The 19590-nt window shown below is 59.4% G+C and carries 17 protein-coding genes; 5 read left to right on the forward strand and 12 right to left on the reverse strand.

The window, feature by feature from the left end:
• Window positions 1–27: 27 nt before the first annotated feature.
• The 3 genes from OC71_RS11930 to OC71_RS11940 form a co-directional block, all read right to left on the reverse strand.
• A complete protein-coding gene (locus tag OC71_RS11930; protein ID WP_041068986.1) occupies window positions 28–765 on the reverse strand; it encodes an S-methyl-5'-thioinosine phosphorylase in 738 nt (245 codons plus the stop codon).
• 11 nt (window positions 766–776) lie between these two features.
• Window positions 777–1787, reverse strand: coding sequence for a beta-N-acetylhexosaminidase (gene nagZ / locus OC71_RS11935; protein WP_041068989.1), 1011 nt, complete (start codon window positions 1785–1787; stop codon window positions 777–779).
• Between the two features lie 158 nt (window positions 1788–1945).
• Window positions 1946–2653, reverse strand: a complete 708-nt coding sequence (locus tag OC71_RS11940) for a TetR/AcrR family transcriptional regulator (RefSeq protein WP_007961819.1) — start codon at window positions 2651–2653, stop codon at window positions 1946–1948.
• Window positions 2654–2882: 229 nt separating this feature from the next.
• Between OC71_RS11940 and lexA the strand changes: the two genes are divergently transcribed.
• Both lexA and sulA read left to right on the forward strand, forming a co-directional pair.
• A complete protein-coding gene (lexA, locus tag OC71_RS11945) occupies window positions 2883–3491 on the forward strand; it encodes a transcriptional repressor LexA (RefSeq protein WP_003226590.1) in 609 nt (202 codons plus the stop codon).
• A gap of 10 nt (window positions 3492–3501) precedes the next feature.
• The gene (gene sulA / locus OC71_RS11950; protein ID WP_041068994.1) at window positions 3502–3975 is read left to right on the forward strand and encodes an SOS-induced cell division inhibitor SulA; all 474 of its coding nucleotides are present in this window, start codon (window positions 3502–3504) and stop codon (window positions 3973–3975) included.
• Window positions 3976–4069: 94 nt separating this feature from the next.
• On the opposite strand, the gene OC71_RS11955 is transcribed toward sulA, so the two are convergent.
• The 7 genes from OC71_RS11955 to OC71_RS11985 all read right to left on the reverse strand — a co-directional run bounded on the left by OC71_RS11955 (window position 4070) and on the right by OC71_RS11985 (window position 12488).
• On the reverse strand, window positions 4070–4303 hold the full coding sequence (locus tag OC71_RS11955) for a hypothetical protein (protein ID WP_003226592.1): 234 nt from the start codon (window positions 4301–4303) through the stop codon (window positions 4070–4072).
• Between the two features lie 106 nt (window positions 4304–4409).
• Entirely contained in the window at window positions 4410–4934 is a 525-nt protein-coding gene (locus tag OC71_RS11960) for a DUF6586 family protein (protein WP_041068998.1), read from the reverse strand.
• 144 nt (window positions 4935–5078) lie between these two features.
• The gene (gene topA / locus OC71_RS11965) at window positions 5079–7709 is read right to left on the reverse strand and encodes a type I DNA topoisomerase (protein ID WP_041069001.1); all 2631 of its coding nucleotides are present in this window, start codon (window positions 7707–7709) and stop codon (window positions 5079–5081) included.
• A gap of 114 nt (window positions 7710–7823) precedes the next feature.
• Window positions 7824–8060 (reverse strand): DUF1653 domain-containing protein, encoded by a 237-nt coding sequence (locus OC71_RS11970; protein WP_041069004.1) that lies wholly within the window; start codon window positions 8058–8060, stop codon window positions 7824–7826.
• A 99-nt stretch (window positions 8061–8159) separates the two neighbouring features.
• Entirely contained in the window at window positions 8160–9335 is a 1176-nt protein-coding gene (fadA, locus tag OC71_RS11975; RefSeq protein WP_007910465.1) for an acetyl-CoA C-acyltransferase FadA, read from the reverse strand.
• 29 nt (window positions 9336–9364) lie between these two features.
• Window positions 9365–11512, reverse strand: a complete 2148-nt coding sequence (gene fadB, locus OC71_RS11980; protein WP_041069011.1) for a fatty acid oxidation complex subunit alpha FadB — start codon at window positions 11510–11512, stop codon at window positions 9365–9367.
• 538 nt (window positions 11513–12050) lie between these two features.
• Window positions 12051–12488 carry a hypothetical protein gene (locus tag OC71_RS11985; RefSeq protein WP_041069014.1) on the reverse strand — a complete coding sequence of 146 codons (438 nt, stop codon included), beginning with the start codon at window positions 12486–12488 and terminating at the stop codon, window positions 12051–12053.
• Window positions 12489–12591: 103 nt separating this feature from the next.
• Between OC71_RS11985 and OC71_RS11990 the strand changes: the two genes are divergently transcribed.
• Entirely contained in the window at window positions 12592–13029 is a 438-nt protein-coding gene (locus tag OC71_RS11990; protein WP_041069017.1) for a universal stress protein, read from the forward strand.
• A gap of 181 nt (window positions 13030–13210) precedes the next feature.
• Here OC71_RS11990 and OC71_RS11995 read toward each other — a convergent pair whose 3' ends face one another.
• A complete protein-coding gene (locus OC71_RS11995; RefSeq protein WP_041069020.1) occupies window positions 13211–15133 on the reverse strand; it encodes an ATP-binding cassette domain-containing protein in 1923 nt (640 codons plus the stop codon).
• Between the two features lie 214 nt (window positions 15134–15347).
• Between OC71_RS11995 and OC71_RS12000 the strand changes: the two genes are divergently transcribed.
• On the forward strand, window positions 15348–17276 hold the full coding sequence (locus tag OC71_RS12000; RefSeq protein WP_041069022.1) for a transglycosylase SLT domain-containing protein: 1929 nt from the start codon (window positions 15348–15350) through the stop codon (window positions 17274–17276).
• 83 nt (window positions 17277–17359) lie between these two features.
• Here the strand turns inward: OC71_RS12000 and OC71_RS12005 are convergent, their stop codons facing one another.
• On the reverse strand, window positions 17360–19138 hold the full coding sequence (locus OC71_RS12005) for an ABC transporter transmembrane domain-containing protein (RefSeq protein ID WP_041069025.1): 1779 nt from the start codon (window positions 19136–19138) through the stop codon (window positions 17360–17362).
• Between the two features lie 256 nt (window positions 19139–19394).
• Between OC71_RS12005 and OC71_RS12010 the strand changes: the two genes are divergently transcribed.
• The gene (locus OC71_RS12010; protein WP_027611439.1) at window positions 19395–19574 is read left to right on the forward strand and encodes a PA1571 family protein; all 180 of its coding nucleotides are present in this window, start codon (window positions 19395–19397) and stop codon (window positions 19572–19574) included.
• Window positions 19575–19590: the final 16 nt, after the last annotated feature.

Here is a 19590-nt window from a genome sequence, read left to right on the forward strand (position 1 = left end):
ATGGGGCCAAATCGGTCTCGGTCAGACTCAGCCCTTGAGCACTCGCGCCAGCGTCGATTTCACCTTGCCCATCCCGTCATGCAGCGCCTGCTCGATCTCGGCCATGGTGATCACCGCCGTGGTCTTGCCCGCCGCCGGATTCACCACCAGCGACAGGCAGGCGTAATCCAGATCCAGCTCACGGGCCAGTGCCGCTTCCGGCATGCCGGTCATGCCGACGATGTCGCAGCCATCGCGCTCCAGACGCACGATCTCGGCCACGGTTTCCAGACGCGGGCCCTGGGTGCAGGCATACACGCCCTGATCGCTGTATTCGCAGCCTTCGGCAGCCAGCGCGGCGATCAATTGCTGACGCAGCGGCTCACTGTAAGGGAAGCTGAAATCGATATGGGTGACGTGCTCCAGATCATCGGCGAAAAACGTGTGTTCGCGGCCACTGGTGTAATCGACGATCTGGTGTGGCACGCAGAAATGTCCGGTGCCCATGGCCGGGTGAATCCCGCCCACCGCGTTGACCGCGATGATCGCCTCGGCGCCGGCCTGCTTCAGTGCCCACAGGTTGGCGCGGTAGTTGACCTTGTGCGGCGGGAAACGGTGCGGATGGCCGTGACGGGCGAGGAACAGCACTTCCTTGCCGGCATATTCCCCGATCTGCACTTCAGCCGACGGCGAACCGTAAGGCGTATCCACCGCCAACGACTGACGAATGCTCAGGCCTTCGAGCTGGGTCAGGCCGGTGCCACCGATGATTGCGTAAACCGTCATAGCAAAAATCCTTAATCGATCAGTTGAGCGTCTTTGAGCGCGCCGATGGCGGTGAGCCAGCGCGGATCCTGACGGTAGTCGGTGCTGGCGAACGCCTGCCCGCGCATCCGCGCAATGCGTGCGGACGGCTTGACCTTCATCCGTTGCGCAGCACTCAGGGCCAGTTCGGCCGCAGCGCGGTCATTGCACACCAGGCCCATGTCGCAACCGGCAGTCAACGCGGCTTCGATCCGGCTGGCAGCGTCGCCGACCACGTGGGCGCCGGCCATCGAAAGGTCGTCGCTGAAGATCACCCCGTCAAACTGCAACTCGCCGCGCAGGATGTCCTGCAACCAGCGACGGGAGAACCCGGCCGGCTGCGAATCGACTTGCGGATAAATGACGTGCGCCGGCATGACCGCAGCGAGTTGCTTGCTGAGTCTGGCGAACGGTACGAGGTCGTTGGCGCGGATCTCGTCGAGACTGCGCTCGTCATTCGGGATCGCGACGTGGGAGTCGGCTTCGGCCCAACCGTGACCGGGGAAATGCTTGCCGGTAGCGGCCATGCCCGCGCTGTTCATGCCGCGGATGAAGGCGCCGGCGAGCAACGCTGCGCGCTCGGGATCCCCTTCGAACGAACGAGTGCCGACCACGGCGCTGCGCTGGTAATCCAGATCCAGCACCGGGGCGAAACTCAGGTCGAGGCCGACCGCCAACACTTCGGTGGCCATGACCCAGCCGCATTGTTCGGCGAGGTATTCGGCGTTCGGGTTGTCGGCGATGGCACGCATCGCGGGCAGGCGCACGAAGCCCTGACGCAGACGCTGCACCCGGCCGCCCTCCTGGTCGACCGCCAGCAGCAGATCCGGGCGAATGGCGCGGATCGCAGCACTCAGCTCGCGCACTTGGCGCGGGTGCTCGATGTTGCGCGCGAAAATGATCAGGCCGCCCACTTCGGGCTGGCGCAACAATTGGCGATCTTCGGCCGTCAGCCAGGTACCGGCGACGTCCACCATCAACGAGCCTTGCAGGCCAGCAGTCATAGAAATTCCTTGAAAACGAAAAAACCGATCCGCAGGAAATCGCTACCGTGAGCAGGGCTCGGTAGGTCAGTAATTTCTATGGAGATCGGGTTCAGAACGAAAGTCGGCATGGGCGGCTAGCTTAGCGGATACAAGCAGCCGCGCCCACCCGTGTGCGGTTAAACCTTGGCGGCCACCGGAGTCGATTTGCTGCGCGGGCGAAGCTGCGCAGTCGCCATCGCCGGGTCGGTGACACCGGTTTCGGCACGCATGCCGGCGGCAAGGAACGGCACCATCAGGCGCATCACCTGTTCGATCGACGTGTTGACGCCGAAATCGGTCTCGGCAATCGCGCGCAAGGCCTTGATCCCGGACATGCTGAACGCCGCAGCGCCGAGCATGAAGTGCACGCGCCAGAACAGCTCGATTGGCGGGATGCGCGGAGCCGCTTCGTTGACCAGCAGCATGTAGCGGCGGAACACCTTGCCGTACATGTCTTCCAGATAACGACGCAGGTGACCCTGGCTCTGGCTGAACGCCAAACCGAGCAAACGCATGAAAATCGACAGGTCGTTACCGCTGCGTGGCTGCACCACGAGCGCTTGTTCGACGAGGATCTCCAGCAGCTCTTCAAGCGTCGGCTTGTTTTCCGGCTTGGCCTGACGCCGTTCCAACTCTTTATCGAGGCTGATGCAGAAGGGGCCGAGGAAGCGTGAGAAAACCGCCTGGATCAGGGCTTTCTTGGAGCCGAAATGATAATTCACCGCCGCCAGGTTTACCCCGGCCTTGCTGGTGATCAAACGCAATGAGGTTTCAGCGAAACCTTTCTCCGCGAACAACTGCTCGGCAGCATCAAGAATGCGTTCAACGGTTTCCGACTGGGCCATGGCTACTCCGCCTGACAAACACTTGTTTGAAACATACGTTTCAGCCTGTGCCTTGTCAAGCCTGCCAGTTCGTTTTGGGAATGGTCGGTCAGCTATTTAACCACACTCATCCGCTCCTTTAATAAGCACGGCCGCCGACCGTCCGGCGGGCTGCAAAAAAACGGGCATTGCCAAGACCGCTTCACTGTATATAATCCCAGTCACTGTATAAAAAGACAGAGCGATCAATATGCTAAAGCTGACGCCACGCCAAGCCGAGATTCTGGCCTTTATCAAACGTTGCCTCGAAGACAACGGCTACCCGCCAACCCGCGCGGAAATCGCTCAGGAGCTGGGTTTCAAGTCGCCAAACGCGGCTGAAGAGCACCTCAAGGCCCTGGCCCGCAAAGGCGCCATCGAGATGACGCCTGGTGCTTCTCGGGGCATCCGCATCCCGGGCTTCGAAGCCAAGGCCGATGACTCCACCCTGCCAATCATTGGCCGGGTCGCCGCCGGTGCTCCGATCCTCGCCCAGCAGCACATCGAAGAGTCCTGCAACATCAACCCGGCCTTCTTCCATCCCCGAGCCGACTACCTGTTGCGCGTACACGGCATGAGCATGAAGGACATCGGCATTTTCGACGGTGACCTGCTGGCGGTTCACACTACTCGCGAAGCACGCAATGGCCAGGTCGTGGTTGCACGGATCGGCGATGAAGTGACCGTCAAGCGCTTCAAACGCGAAGGCAGCAAAGTCTGGCTGATTGCCGAAAACCCTGAGTTCGCCCCTATCGAAGTCGACCTGAAAGATCAGGAACTGGTGATCGAAGGCTTGAGTGTCGGCGTCATCCGCCGCTAAAGGAGGCTTTATGCAGTTCCCACACACACCTCAGCAAACACAACTGCCTTTATTCGAAGCGTTTCTGGCACAACCGATGGCGCCGATCCTGAAAGATGTCGTCGAGCGCCCATGGATTGCCGAACCGGAAGTGTTCAGTGAGCTGTCACTGCGCGGTGCGGCCGGGAACTGCCTGAACCTGCTAGCCCCGATCCTTCGCGAACTGAGCGAGGATCAGGACGCGCGCTGGCTGACGCTGATCGCCCCACCCGCCAGCCTGACGCAAACCTGGCTGCGAGAGGCTGGCCTGAACCGTGAACGCATTCTGCTGCTGCAACCACGTGGCGCGCAAAGCGCTCAGCAACTGGCGTGTGAAGCGCTGCGTCTGGGCCGCAGCCACACAGTGGTGACATGGCTCAACCCACTGAACACAAGTTCCCGGCAACAGCTGATCGGCGCTGCCCGCACGGGCGACGCTCAGAGCCTGAACATTCGACTGGGTTGATTCACTGGTAACGCGCGCTGTGTGAAGCGCATGGCTTCTCCAGGGACAGAGAAGCCGATCCGATGCGATAGCGGCAATCGCCGACAGGCGGGGCTCAGTGAAGAACCCGCGGCCCTTCTTCCTTATCAAACTCGCCTTCGACCATACGACCGGCCATCTGTACGCCGACGCTTAACATCGCCTTGGCGATTTCCACATGCTGGCCTTGCAGGAACGCCTTGGCATCCTCGGAGAAATCCAGCGTCACCAGAGAACCCTCGTCCTCAGCCCTGCGCAGTTCGATTCGGCCGTCTGGTAACTCGACAATTTCTAGAAAGGACGTTGGCATATAGGTCTGTTCTCCACGAAAGGCAGGGATTATATAGACATCATTCGGGCTTCGCTCGGGATCTTGACCAGCAGCATGTTTCAGATTGCCACCGTACCAACCCCCATCAGCATTCGTTCAGACCTTCGCGAAAGCGGATCGCCAGACCTTTGAGATTCTGCCGCCAGCTCTCCAGCTCTTCGCGACTCAACTCCTGCGGCGCCTCTTCCTCATCGAGATTAATGGCCTGAATCAATGGCTGCGTCACATCGCCCTTGGGCTTCTGTGGCACCCGTGGCGGCTGGAACAACGCCGAATGCGCCGCCAGCAGTTTCGCCAGCCAGGTTTCAGGGTTACCGGCCAGTTCCACCATCTCGGCCAGCTCAGGGATTGCAATCGATTCCAGGACGTCACGAGTCAACAACACTTCTGCTCGCGACGCATTGGCCTGAGGCAGACGATAGAAACCGGCGATCTCATGGCAGAGCCCCAAAAGCGCGCCGTAGAGGTGAAATAACGCTGATTCACGCCCAGCCTGGATCAGCGCCAGCGAATTCATCGCTCGTCCCTCTTCGGCACGAGCCAGAGCCTCCAGCGACAGGCCGGCGAAATAGATTTTCTGATTGGTGCGGGTATAGAGTTCGTGCGCCATGCCGGCAGTCTCCACAGCGAAATAATTGCGTCACACAGACCCGACAGTGTCATGGATCAACGGATCCGACCGCAAGCACAAAACAAAAAGGCCGCATGAAAACCCGAGGGTTATCATGCGGCCTTTTTTGTATCAGTCTAACGCTTACTCAGCCTTGGCTTTCGTGCGCTTGTCTTCAACAGTCCATTTACCACCATCGTAGTACGCCTTCCAGCCGGTAGGCTTGCCGTCTACTTCGGTCTGCACGTATTGCTCCTTGGTCTTGCGGCTGTAGCGGATGACCGCTGGCAGACCATCAGGATCCTTCTGCGGCGCTTCACACAGGAAGTGGTACTTCGGATCGATTTCGTCCTTGTGCGGCAGAATCTCGATCACCAGTGGAGCACGGGTCTCGCGGTTTTTCGGGAACTGACTGGCTGCCAGGAACAGACCGGAAGCACCGTCGCGCAGGATGTAGGTGTCGTTGACCTTTTCGCATTTCAGCTCAGGCATCTTCACCGGATCCATCTTCGGCGGCGCCGCATCACCGCTCTTCAGCAGTTTGCGGGTGTTCTTGCAAGTCGGGTTGGTGCAACCAAAGAACTTGCCGAAACGACCGGTCTTGAGCTGCATCTCGCTGCCGCACTTGTCGCACTCCAGGCTCGGACCTTCATAGCCCTTGATGCGGTAGTTGCCCTCTTCGATTTCGTAGCCCGCGCAATCCGGATTGTTACCGCAGATGTGCAGTTTGCGCTTCTCATCAAGCAGGTAGGCGTCCATCGCCGTACTGCAGATCGGGCAGCGATGCTTGCCACGCAGAACCAACGACTCCGACTCGCCCTCGTCGTCCGCGGCAATCTCGTCGCCTGGCACCAGGTTGACGGTGGCCTTGCAGCGCTCCTTCGGCGGCAGGCTGTAACCCGAGCAGCCAAGGAACACACCGGTCGATGCGGTACGGATCTGCATCGGACGACCGCATGTGGTGCACGGAATGTCGGTCATCACGGGCTGGTTGGCACGCATGCCATTGTCCGGGTTCTCCGCCACTTCCAGCTTCTTCTTGAAGTCGCCGTAGAACTCGTCCAGCACGTTTTTCCAGTCACGCTCACCCTGAGCTACATCATCGAGGTTCTCTTCCATGCCGGCGGTGAAGCCGTAGTCCATGAGGTTCGAGAAGCTCTCCGACAGACGCTCGGTGACGATATCGCCCATCTTTTCCGAGTAGAAACGACGGTTGTGCAGGGTCACGTAGCCGCGATCCTGAATGGTCGAAATGATGGCTGCATAGGTCGAAGGACGACCGATACCGCGTTTTTCCATTTCTTTCACCAGGCTCGCTTCGGAGTAACGCGCTGGCGGCTTGGTGAAGTGCTGCGACGGATCAAGCTTGATCAGCTTCATCACATCGCCCTGCGCCATGTCGGGCAGAACGTCGTCATCGCCAGGCTTGGCGATCTGCGGCAGAACGCGGGTGTAACCGTCGAACTTGAGGATGCGGCCCTTGGCGCGCAGCTCAAAGTCGCCAGCAGCGACGCTGACAGTGGTCGACAGGTACTGCGCCGGCAGCATCTGGCAAGCAAGGAACTGGCGCCAGATCAGCTCGTAAAGGCGCTCAGCATCACGCTCCATACCTGCAAGCTTGCTTGGCGTAGTGTTGGCATCGGAAGGACGAATCGCTTCGTGAGCCTCTTGTGCGCCTTCTTTGCTGCTGTAGACATTCGGCGTTTCCGGCAGGTACTTCTTGCCGAACTCGTCTTCGATGTAGGTGCGCGCCATCGCCACGGCATCGGCCGAAAGATTGGTCGAGTCGGTACGCATATAAGTGATGTAGCCGGCTTCATACAGACGCTGGGCCATCATCATGGTTTTCTTCACGCCGAAGCCCAGACGATTGCTCGCGGCTTGCTGCAGGGTGGACGTGATGAATGGCGCCGACGGCTTGCTGCTGGTCGGCTTGTCTTCGCGCTTGACGATGCTGTAGCTGGAGGACTTGAGTTTCTCCAGCGCGGCCGTGGCCTGGGCTTCGTTCAGCGGCTTGAAGGCCTCGCCCTTCTCGCGCGCCACTTCGAAACGTACAGTCGAGCCCTTGGCGGTGCCAAGATCAGCGTGCACTTCCCAGTACTCTTCCGGGTTGAACGCACGGATTTCACGCTCACGCTCGACCACCAGCTTCACGGCAACCGATTGCACGCGACCGGCCGACAGGCCACGGGCGATCTTGGCCCACAGCAGTGGCGAGACCATGTAACCCACAACGCGGTCGAGGAAACGACGCGCCTGCTGGGCATTCACACGATCGATGTCCAGCTCGCCCGGCTCGGAGAACGCTTCCTGAATCGCTTTCTTGGTGATTTCGTTGAACACCACGCGCTTGTAGCGGCTGTCGTCACCACCGATGGCTTCGCGCAGGTGCCAGGCAATGGCTTCCCCCTCGCGATCCAAGTCGGTTGCGAGATAGATGGTGTCAGCATCCTTGGCGAGCCGGCGCAGCTCTTCGATGACCTTCTCTTTACCCGGAAGGATCTCGTACTGGGCTTTCCAGCCATGTTCCGGATCGACACCCATGCGCGAAACCAGTTGCTTGCGCGCCTTCTCTTTCGGCGTGAGCACCGGCCCTTCGCCCGCGGCGGCCTTGCCGCGCTTGGCGGCCGGCTCTTTGCTGGCGCTAGCCGAACCGCTGGTGGGCAGGTCTCGGATATGGCCGATACTCGACTTCACCACGTATTGGTTGCCCAGATACTTGTTGATGGTCTTGGCCTTAGCCGGGGATTCCACAATGACCAGCGATTTGCCCATGGATCAGAAAATTCCTGAATTCTAGAAGTGAAAGGCGGTTGGCGCCTGACGCGGCACCGCTATATATAGTGGCTACAAGGTGAGGTCAAGCACAGGGTTCTGTGCGCACTCGCCTCATGGCTTGGAAAAAAGGCTCGGTTCGGCTTGCACCAAAGCAAAGCGTGGCACCTGCTCGCCGTCAACCTCGACCGACTCGACGAACATGCTCAAAGGGCGTACCCAGAAGCCGTAATCGCCATACAGGGCTTGGTAAAAGACCACTTCTTCCTCGGTCTCGGAATGCCGCGCCACACTGAATACGCGGTACTGCGGACCCTTGTAATGTTGGTAGAGCCCAGGTTGTATCGGCATGCTTCGGCCCTCACTCAAATTTTTTCAAAATAAATACAAAAATAAATCCACAAAAACAAAAACCGGGGCACTGGGCCCCGGCTTCCATCGACGAGACGCTTAAACGCGTTCGAAGACGGTGGAGATGCCTTGGCCGAGACCAATGCACATAGTGGCCACCCCGAAGGTGCCGCTATTCTGCTTCATCACGTTCAGCAAAGTGCCGGAAATACGGGCACCGGAGCAACCGAACGGGTGACCCAGGGCGATCGCGCCGCCGTGCAGGTTAACCTTCTCGTTCATCTTGTCGAGCACTTTCAGATCTTTCAGCACTGGCAGGGCCTGTGCAGCGAAAGCTTCGTTGAGCTCGAAGAAGTCGATATCGTTGATGCCGAGGCCCGCACGCTTCAGGGCTTTTTGTGTAGCCGGCACTGGACCATAGCCCATGATCGCCGGATCCACACCCGCCACCGCCATCGAACGGATCACGGCCATCGGCTGGATCCCCAGGTCCTGTGCACGTTGCGCCGACATCACGATCATGCACGAAGCACCATCGGTGATCTGCGACGAAGTACCGGCAGTCACGGTGCCACCCTTCGGATTGAAGGCAGGCTTGAGGGCCGCCAGACTTTCCAGAGTGGTTTCCGGACGAATGGTTTCGTCGTAGTCGAACAGCTTCAGGAAGCCGTTTTCGTCGTAACCCTGCATCGGGATGATTTCGTCTTTGAACTTGCCTTCCACCGTCGCCTTATGGGCGAGCTGGTGGGAGCGCACGCCAAAGGCGTCCTGCTGCTCACGGGTGATGCCGTGCATCTTGCCAAGCATTTCCGCGGTCAGACCCATCATGCCCGAGGCTTTCGCCGCGTACAGCGACATGTGCGGGTTCGGATCGACACCGTGCATCATGCTCACGTGACCCATATGCTCGACGCCGCCAACCACGAATACGTCACCGTTACCGGTCATGATCGCTTGCGCAGCGGTGTGCAGGGCGCTCATCGACGAGCCGCACAGACGGCTGACGGTCTGGCCGGCCGAAGTGTGCGGGATCTGGGTCATCAGCGACGCCATGCGCGCGATGTTCCAGCCCTGCTCCAGGGTCTGGTTCACACAGCCCCAGATCACGTCCTCGACTTCAGCAGGATCGACCTTGGCGTTGCGTTCCAGCAGTTTGCTGATCAGGTGCGCCGACATGTCTTCGGCGCGGGTGTTGCGGTGCATGCCGCCCTTGGAGCGGCCCATCGGAGTACGACCGAAGTCGACAATCACGACGTCTCTAGGATTCAAGCTCATAAGTTCACTCTCACTCTAGTTGGGGGCGCTTAACCGAAGAAGCTCTGGCCGTTCTTGGCCATTTCGCGCAGCTTCGCGGTCGGGTGGTACAGCGCGCCCAAATCAGCGTACTGGTCAGCCAGGGCAACGAACTCGGCAACACCGATCGAATCGATGTAGCGCAGCGCACCGCCACGGAATGGAGGGAAACCGATACCGTAAACCAGACCCATGTCGGCTTCGGCGGCAGTTTCAACGATGCCGTCTTCCAGGCAACGCACGGTTTCCAGGCACAGCGGGATCATCATCCAGTTGATGATGTCTTCGTCAGTGACTTCGCGCTGCTCGTAAACGATCGGCTTGAGCACTTCCAGCACCGACGGATCGGCCACCTTCTTCTGCTTGCCTTTCTTGTCGGTCTCGTAGGCGTAGAAGCCCTTGCCATTCTTCTGGCCCAGACGTTTGGCTTCGTAAAGCACGTCGACTGCCGAACGACGGTCATCCTTCATGCGATCCGGGAAGCCGTCGGCCATCACGTCACGACCGTGGTGACCGGTGTCGATGCCGACCACGTCCATCAGGTATGCCGGGCCCATTGGCCAGCCGAATTTTTCCATGACCTTGTCGATGCGGACGAAATCCACACCGGCGCTGACCAGCTTGGCGAAACCGCCGAAATACGGGAACAGAACGCGGTTGACCAGGAAGCCCGGGCAGTCGTTGACGACGATCGGGTTCTTGCCCATTTTCTTGGCGTAGGCAACGGTGGTGGCAATTGCCAGCTCGCTGGACTTCTCGCCACGGATCACTTCAACCAGCGGCATCATGTGCACCGGGTTGAAGAAGTGCATGCCGACGAAGTTTTCCGGACGCTTGAGGGCCTTGGCCAGCAGGCTGATGGAAATGGTCGAGGTGTTGGACGCGAGGATGGTGTCCTCTTTGACCTTGTCTTCGACTTCAGCCAGCACGGCTTGCTTGACCTTCGGGTTCTCGACCACGGCTTCAACAACCAGGTCGACGTGACCGAAGTCGCCGTAGGACAGGGTCGGACGAATGCCGTTGAGCACTTCAGCCATTTTCGCAGCGGTCATGCGGCCTTTGTCAACGCGGCCCACCAGCAGCTTGGCGGCTTCGGCCAGACCCTGCTCGATACCGTGCTCGTTGATGTCTTTCATCAGGATCGGCGTGCCTTTGGAGGCCGACTGATAGGCAATACCGCCGCCCATGATGCCAGCACCCAGTACCGCAGCCTGCTTCACGTCCTTGGCAATTTCGTCGTAGGCCTTGGCCTTCTTCTTCAGTTCCTGATCGTTCAGGAAGAGGCCAATCAGACTCTGCGCGGCAGAGGTCTTGGCCAGCTTGACGAAACCTGCCGCTTCGACTTCCAGCGCCTTGTCACGACCGAAGTTCGCGGCTTTCTGGATGGTCTTGATCGCTTCAACCGGCGCCGGGTAATTCGGGCCAGCTTGTCCTGCCACGAAACCTTTGGCGGTTTCGAAAGCCATCATTTGTTCAATGGCGTTCAACTTGAGTTTTTCAAGTTTTGGCTGACGCTTGGCCTTGTAATCGAACTCGCCGGAGATTGCGCGCTTGATCAGTTCAAGGGCAGCTTCCTGCAGCTTCTCTGGAGCCACCACAGCATCGACGGCGCTGACTTTCAGCGCGTCTTCAGGACGGTTTTCCTTGCCGGCGGCAATCCACTCGATGGCGTTATCGACGCCAATCAGGCGCGGCAGACGCACGGTACCGCCGAAGCCTGGGTAGATGCCCAGTTTGACTTCCGGCAGACCGATCTTGGCCTTGGTCGACATGACGCGGTAATCCGCCGCCAGGCACATTTCCAGGCCGCCACCCAGGGCGATGCCGTTGATCGCGGCCACGGTCGGAACGTTGAGGTCTTCGAAATCGCTGAAGATCTTGTTGGCTTCGAGATTGCCAGCAACCAGCTCGGCATCCGGCAGCTTGAAGTTGTCGACAAATTCGGTGATGTCGGCGCCGACGATGAACACGTCCTTGCCACTGCTGACGATCACGCCCTTGATCGAAGCATCTGCCTTGATGGTGTCCACGGCCTGACGCAGTTCGTTCAGGGTAAGACGGTTGAACTTGTTGACGGACTCACCCTTGAGGTCGAATTTCAATTCGACGATGCCACTTTCAAGAGCTTTAACCGTGATGGCTTTACCTTCGTAAATCATCAACTGATCTCCACGATATGGAAGCTGAACAGTACACGTCGGACGCAGGTAAATGGCTCGGCAGGACGCTTTTTCGTCGATGCTGACGCCAATCCACCCGGCACACCCGCCAACGCGATAGTCGGGATTCTGTAGGAGCAGTCTGTAAGACAAACGCTCAATTCATACGCCCGTTTGATTTGGGTACGCCACCTTCACGGAATTTCCGACAATTGTCAATCGCCCTAAATACGGGTTGAAATGCGACTTTGCGGTCATTTCTGTAAGACGCAGCCGCCGACACATGCTTGCATGTGAGGGTATTCATAAGATTAATAGTTAGAAATGTCGCCCTAATTCGCTGCGAGCCTTGTTTAACAGGCTACGCTCGCTGGACGACGAAGGAAAACACACGCACGTTTGTTGACCGGAGCACTCCGAATCAACACCAAAAAGAATTCCGGCCTGCCTGGCCACCCCCGCCCGATGAATCATGTCGGGCTTTTTATTGTCCGTCTGCCGGACGCTCCCCACCGTTGCAGTGGGAAAAATCCGGGGTTCAGGCCAGCGCTTTCAGAGTCGCGTCGATATCCTGCAAAACCTTGGCCTCGCCCTTCTCGCCCCAGTACAAGGCGATCATCTGCTTGTCGGCCTCAACCTTGAACACATTGCCCGGCAACTTTTCGAAATAATCGAGCAGCAACCGATCCTCGCAGGCTTCCTGCCATTGATTGACCCATACTCCCGGCGATTTCTGCCAGTAACTCCAGCACGCTGGCTGGCTGCCACGCCGTGGCCGATGATATTGCGCACACGGGCTGGGCGGCTCCTGCGACAGCCAATGCGGCCACTCCTGAGGCGCCAGCTGCATGGCCAGCCCGATGCGCCGCGCCTCCATGCGCAGGGCCATCCGGCCGCTCTGTACGCGCGACGGGCGCAACCATGCCAGTGGGCTCAGAACCACCAGCAGGATTGACACCACCAACCAGACCGTCATATCTCTACTCCCGACTTAAGGTGAGCGCATTGTGTCACTCTGGAACCAATGCGCTTGAAACCAGCCATACTTAGCACTATTGAACCGTCACAAGGAGCACCTCATGCCCTACTCCCATATCCTGGTCGCCGTAGATCTGACCGAAGAGTGCGACCCTGTGATTCACCGCGCCCGAGAGCTGTCGACGAGCAATGGCGCCAAGCTGTCGCTGGTGCATATCGTCGAACCGATGGCGATGGCGTTCGGCGGCGATGTGCCGATGGATCTGTCACAACTGCAACAGCAGCAGTTCGATCAGGCCAAGGAACGTCTAGAGCGCCTGAAAGCCAAATATGCCGAACTCGAGGGTGCCAATTGCCACCTGACCTATGGCCAGCCACGTCAGGAAATCCATCATTTCGCCAAGGAAAATCTCTGCGATCTGATCGTGGTCGGCAGCCATGGCCGTCATGGTCTGGCGCTATTGCTGGGCTCCACAGCCAACGACGTGTTGCATGGCGCCCCTTGCGATGTGCTCGCGGTGCACCTGATCAAACGCTGAAACACAAAACCCTGTGGGAGCGAGCTTGCTCGCGAAGGCGTCGGCACATTCAACATTGATGCTACCTGACATACCGCTTTCGCGAGCAAGCTCGCTCCCACATTGGAATCTTCACCTATATCCGCATATGAAAAGCCCGGCGCTCATCACTGAGCGTCGGGCTTTTTTGTTGCCGGATCAATCAGGCATCCAGCTCGGCCCAACGCTCCACCAGCGCATCCAGCTCAGCCTGCAACTGCTCCAGCGAAGCAATCACCTTGGCCGTTTCTGCTGGCGGACGCTGGTAGAAACCGGCTTCGGCCATTTCCGCCTCGACCGCAGCGATCTGCTGTTCCTTGGCATCAATGTCGCCCGGCAGCGCTTCCAGCTCACGCTGCAGCTTGTAGCTCAGCTTCTTCTTGGCGGCCGGCGCTGCAGCAGCAGGCGCAGCAACGGGTGCAGGCTCAGCAGTGACCACCGCCGAATTCAGGTCAGCCTTGCCCGACTTGCTCTCGGTCACACCCAACAGGCGCGGCGAGCCGCCCTGTCGGATCCAGTCCTGATAACCGCCGACATATTCACGGACCTTGCCTTCACCTTCGAAGACCAGCGTGCTGGTGACCACGTTGTCGAGGAATGCCCGGTCGTGACTGACCATCAGCACCGTGCCGTTGAACGTCAGCAGTACTTCTTCGAGCAGTTCGAGAGTCTCGACGTCGAGGTCGTTGGTCGGTTCATCGAGTACCAGCAGGTTCGCCGGTTTGCTGAACAGTTTGGCCAGCAACAGACGTGCACGCTCGCCACCGGACAGCGCCTTGACCGGCGTGCGCGCACGCTGCGGGCTGAACAGGAAGTCGCCGAGGTAGCTGAGGACGTGGCGGCTCTGGCCGTCGATATCGATGAAGTCGCGACCTTCGGCGACGTTGTCGATCACGGTCTTTTCCAGATCGAGCTGATGACGCAACTGATCGAAGTAGGCGACATCGATCCGGGTGCCCTCTTCCACTTTGCCGCTGGTCGGTTGCAGACCGTTGAGCATCAGCTTGAGCAGAGTGGTCTTGCCGGTACCGTTGGCGCCGAGCAGACCGATACGGTCGCCACGCTGCAGGACCATCGAGAAGTCCTTGATCAGGTACGGACCGTCCGGGTGATGGAAGCTGACGTTGTCCAAAACCATCACTTGCTTGCCGGACTTCTCGGCCGTTTCCAGCTGGATATTCGCCTTGCCGGTACGTTCACGACGTTCGCTGCGCTCAACGCGCAAGGCTTTCAGGGCACGCACACGGCCTTCGTTACGGGTGCGACGGGCCTTTATGCCCTGACGAATCCACACTTCTTCCTGAGCCAGACGCTTGTCGAACAGCGCGTTGGCGGTTTCTTCAGCGGCCAGCGCGGCTTCTTTATGCACTAGGAAGCTGGCGTAGTCGCCGTTCCAGTCGATCAGGCCGCCACGATCCAGCTCGAGAATGCGCGTGGCGAGGTTCTGCAGGAAGGAACGGTCGTGCGTGATGAACAGCACGGCGCCCTGGAAATCCTTCAGCGCTTCTTCGAGCCAGGCAATCGCACCGATGTCCAGGTGGTTGGTCGGTTCGTCGAGCAGCAGCAGGTCCGGCTCGGACACCAGTGCCTGCGCCAGCAGCACGCGGCGACGCCAGCCGCCGGACAACTCGGCAAGAGTCTTGTCGGCCGGCAGTTGCAGGCGACTCAGGGTACTGTCGACCAGCGTCTGCAAACGCCAGCCGTCACGGGCTTCGAGGTCGTGCTGTACGTGCATCAGCTTGTCCAGATCGGCGTCGGTGACGATGTTCTGGCTCAGGTGATGGTATTCAGCGAGCAAGGCGCCAACACCGTCCAGCCCCTCGGCAACCACGTCGAATACCGTCCGCCCGTCGGCCACCGGCAATTCTTGCGGCAATTCACCGATTTTCAGACCGGGGGCACGCCACACCGAGCCGTCATCGGGTTTCTGGTCGCCCTTGACCAGTTTCATCATGCTGGATTTGCCAGTGCCGTTGCGGCCGATGATGCACACCCGCTCACCACGGGCGATCTGCCAGGACACCTTGTCCAACAACGGCATCGCGCCGAATGCAAGGGACACATCGCTGAATTTGAGCAGGGTCATGAGCTTCTCCAAAAACCGGGCGCGCATTCTACCTGAATCAGGTCCTCAGCAGGCCGGCAATTTGTCTGCTGAAGCACTCTGCACAACATTTGTTGCGAACTTGTGCTGCAAGACCCGCAAAGCTTTCGCCCGTTGCTGGCAAAAGGCTAAGCTACAGACAATTCAGTGCTGGCCGCGGCCGGTGCTTGTCATGATTTCTCTGCCCGGATGTCTCATGCGCAGTCGCCTTTTCAGTGTCTTGTCCTGTTTGCTACTTACCGCCGCTGCCGCTCAATCCGCCCAGGCGGTGGACCTGTCGACCCAACGCCAGTATTACGATGAAGCCAAGCGCGCACTGGCCAAGGGCGATACCGGCCCGTACTTTCGTTACAGCCAGGCCTTGGCCGATTACCCGCTGGAACCGTACCTGGCTTACGACGAACTGACCGCGCGTCTGAAGACTGCCAGTAATGAGGAAATCGAGAAATTCCTCGCCGAGCACGGCGACCTGCCCCAGGCCAACTGGATGAAGCTGCGCTGGTTGCGCTGGCTCGCCGACCGTGGCGATTGGGCGACCTTCACCAAGTATTACGACCCGAAACTCAACTTCACCGAACTGGACTGCCTCAATGCGCAGTTCCAGATCAGCAGCGGCCACAAGGCCGAGGGCTATGCCAATGCCGACAAACTGTGGCTGACCGGCAAATCGCAACCGGCCGCCTGTGACGGACTGTTCGGGATCTGGGCCGCCGACGGCCAGTTGACCGAACAGAAACGCTGGGAACGCACCAAACTTGCCGCCCAGGCGCGCAACTATCCATTGGCCAACAGTCTGGTCAACGGCCTGACCACCCTCGCCCCGCGCGGTCGGCTGCTGGTGGATGTGGCGCAGAAACCCGAACTGCTCAATCAGCCGTCGCGCTTCACCCCGGCCGACGAGCCGATGTCCGACGTGGTCAGCCTCGGCCTGCGCCGCCTCGCCCGCCAGGATCCGGACAAGGCCATGGCCCTGCTCGACGGATACGCCAGCAGCATGCATTTTTCCCGTGACGAAAAAGTCGCGATTGCCCGGGAAATCGGCCTGACCCTGGCCCGGCGTTTCGACAGCCGCGCGCTGGACGTGATGACCAAATACGATCCGGAGCTGCGTGACAACACCGTGTCCGAATGGCGCCTGCGCCTGCTGTTGCGTCTGGCACGCTGGGACGATGCGTATCAGTTGACCCGTCGGCTGCCGCAGGATCTGGCGACCACCAACCGCTGGCGTTACTGGCAGGCCCGCAGCCTGGAACTGGCGCAACCACAGAACCCGGAAGCGCAGACCCTGTACAAGAATCTGGCGAAAGAACGCGACTTCTACGGCTTCCTCGCCGCCGACCGCTCGCAACTGCCTTACTCGCTGATGAACAAGCCGCTGGTACTCAGCCAGGCCACCATCAACAAAGTGCGTAATACCCCCGGTGTGCGTCGCGCTCTGGAATTCCATGCGCGCGGGCAGATCGTCGACGGGCGCCGCGAGTGGTATCACGTCAGCCGCCATTTCAATCGTGACGAAATGGTCGCCCAGGCCAGGCTGGCTTACGACCTGAAATGGTACTTCCCCGCCATTCGCACCATCAGTCAGGCGCAATACTGGGACGACCTGGATATCCGCTTCCCGATGGCCCACCGCGACACCTTGGTGCGTGAAGCCAAGACGCGCGGCCTGCATTCGAGCTGGGTGTTCGCCATCACCCGCCAGGAAAGCGCGTTCATGGATGACGCCCGCTCCGGCGTCGGCGCCAGCGGCCTGATGCAGTTGATGCCCGGCACCGCCAAGGAAACCGCGCGCAAGTTCAGCATTCCGCTGGCCTCGCCGCAGCAAGTGCTCGATCCGGACAAGAACATCCAGCTCGGCGCCGCTTACCTGAGCCAGGTGCACAGCCAGTTCAACGGCAACCGCGTCCTGGCCTCCGCCGCCTACAACGCCGGCCCTGGCCGCGTGCGCCAGTGGCTGCGCGGCGCCGATCACCTGAGCTTCGATGTGTGGGTGGAAAGCATCCCGTTCGACGAAACCCGCCAGTACGTGCAGAACGTGCTGTCGTACTCGGTGATCTACGGGCAGAAACTCAATTCGCCGCAGCCGCTGGTGGATTGGCACGAGCGGTATTTCGACGATCAGTGACAGGTGCTGAATACCTGAAATGAAAAATGCCCGCATCCATCGATGCGGGCATTTTTTTGCTGCCAGAAAAGCCTTCGGCGGTTCTACACCGCCATCGCATGCCCGTCGTTGAACTGCAACGCCGCCAGCCGCGCATACAGTGGATTGCTCACGATCAGCTCCTGATGCGTACCGATTGCGACCAATCGGCCCTGATCCATCACGGCGATCCGGTCGGCGTTCTTCACCGTGGCCAGGCGATGCGCAATCACCAGCGTGGTGCGGTTGTGCATCAGACTTGGCAACGCTTCCTGAATCAGATGTTCGCTCTGGGCATCGAGAGCGCTGGTGGCTTCGTCCAGCAGCAGAATCGGCGCATCCACCAGCAACGCGCGGGCGATCGCCAGGCGTTGACGCTGGCCGCCGGAAAGGCCGAGGCCAGCGTCCCCCAGATGAGTCTGATAACCGTTGGGCATCTTCTCGATGAAGTCATGGGCGTGAGCAATTCTTGCCGCTTCCTTGACCTGCTCCAGTGTCGCGTCGGCATTGCCGTAACGAATATTCTCTTCGACGCTGCCGAAAAACAGCGCTGGCGATTGCGAGACCAGGGCGAAATTGCGCCGCAGATCCAGCGGATCGAGGCTGGTCAGCGGCACCCCGTCAATCAGGATCCGGCCTTCAAGTGGGTCGTAGAAGCGCAACAACAAGTCATACACCGTGGATTTACCGGCGCCGGAAGGCCCGACAAGGGCCAGGGTTTCACCAGCCCTGATGGTCAGGCTCAAGCCGCTGATGGCATAGCTGTCCGGACGCGACGGGTAGGAAAAGTGCACATTCTGCAATTGCAGCTCGCCCTTGATCCGTTCTGGCAACGTCACCAGCCCGAGGGTCGGTGGCTGGATGATGTTCTGCGAATTGAGCAGTTCCGCGATGCGCTCGGCGGCACCCGCCGCACGCTGCAACTCGCCGATGACCTCGCTCAACGTACCAATGGCACTGCCGACGATCAGACTGTAGAAAACGAACGCCGCCAGTTCGCCCCCGGTAATGCGCCCGGCTATCACGTCCATGCCACCGACCCACAACATCACCGCCACCGCGCCGAGCACCAGCACGATCACCACGGTAATCATCCAGGAGCGCTGAAAGATCCGTTTGCGCGCAGTATCAAACGCGTCCTCGACCGTCGTGGCGAAACGGCGTTCATCCTGCACCTGATGGTTATAGGCCTGAACGGTTTTGATCTGCCCGAGCGTCTCGGAAACGTAGCTGCCGATGTCCGCAACCCGATCCTGACTCAACCGCGACAGATTGCGCACGCGCCGACCGAAAATCAGAATCGGCGCGACCACGAAGGGCAAGGCGATCACCACGATGCTGGTGAGTTTCGGATTGGTCACGAACAGCAGCACTACTCCGCCGATCACCATCAACAGGTTGCGCAGAAACATGGAGAGCGACGAGCCGATCACCGATTGCAGCAACGTCGTGTCGGCAGTCAGCCGTGATTGAATCTCCGAACTGCGGTTATTCTCGTAAAAGCCGGGATGCAGGTAGACCAGATGGTTGAACACCTCGCGCCGGATATCCGCTACAACTCGCTCGCCGATCCACGACACCCAGTAAAACCGCGCAAAGGTGCCAATCGCCAGGCCCAACACCATCAGCATGAAGATACCGATGCTCTGGTTCAGTTGGTGCGGCGACTGCGTCATGAAGCCCCGATCGACCAGCAATTTGATCCCCTGCCCCATCGACAAAGTAACGGCCGCCGTGACGATCAACGCCAACAGCGCAGCGCAGACTTGCCAACGATAAGGCGCCAGAAACCGGCTGGTCAGACTCAGCGCTCGACGGTGCCGGGAAGAAAGCTTCGAGATCATTCAGGTACACATCCGTGTTGATGAAAGGGCTAGCCTAAACCTTCTATGGGGCGGAACTCTGTAAATCACAATGAGTCAGGTTAAATATGCCCCCAAAGACTAGGCCATAGTTGCTATTGGTCTAATGTCCCGGTTGAGACGAGCGGTCATTTCTGTTGGAGTGGAGATGCCGCTTTTGACAGACCCAAGGGTGTTGTCACAGCCTGGTCACGTGGCGGTTTTAATCTACGTGCACAACCTGATGAGGAGACAGGCCATGTCCTTGCAACACAGCAGCGATGACAAGATTCAAGTGATCCGCACCAAGCCCGGCCAACCTCTGGGTTGCTCGATTATCGACAAGGATGGGCGTGAAGTACCGATCACTGAAGACATGATCCAGGACGCGTGCCGCGAGCTGGAGAAGCGATTGGTCAAGCCTGCCGAACAAAAGTGATATAGCCACCGTCTTC

Source organism: Pseudomonas sp. W15Feb9B, from assembly GCF_000828175.1.
Lineage (GTDB): Bacteria > Pseudomonadota > Gammaproteobacteria > Pseudomonadales > Pseudomonadaceae > Aquipseudomonas > Aquipseudomonas parakoreensis.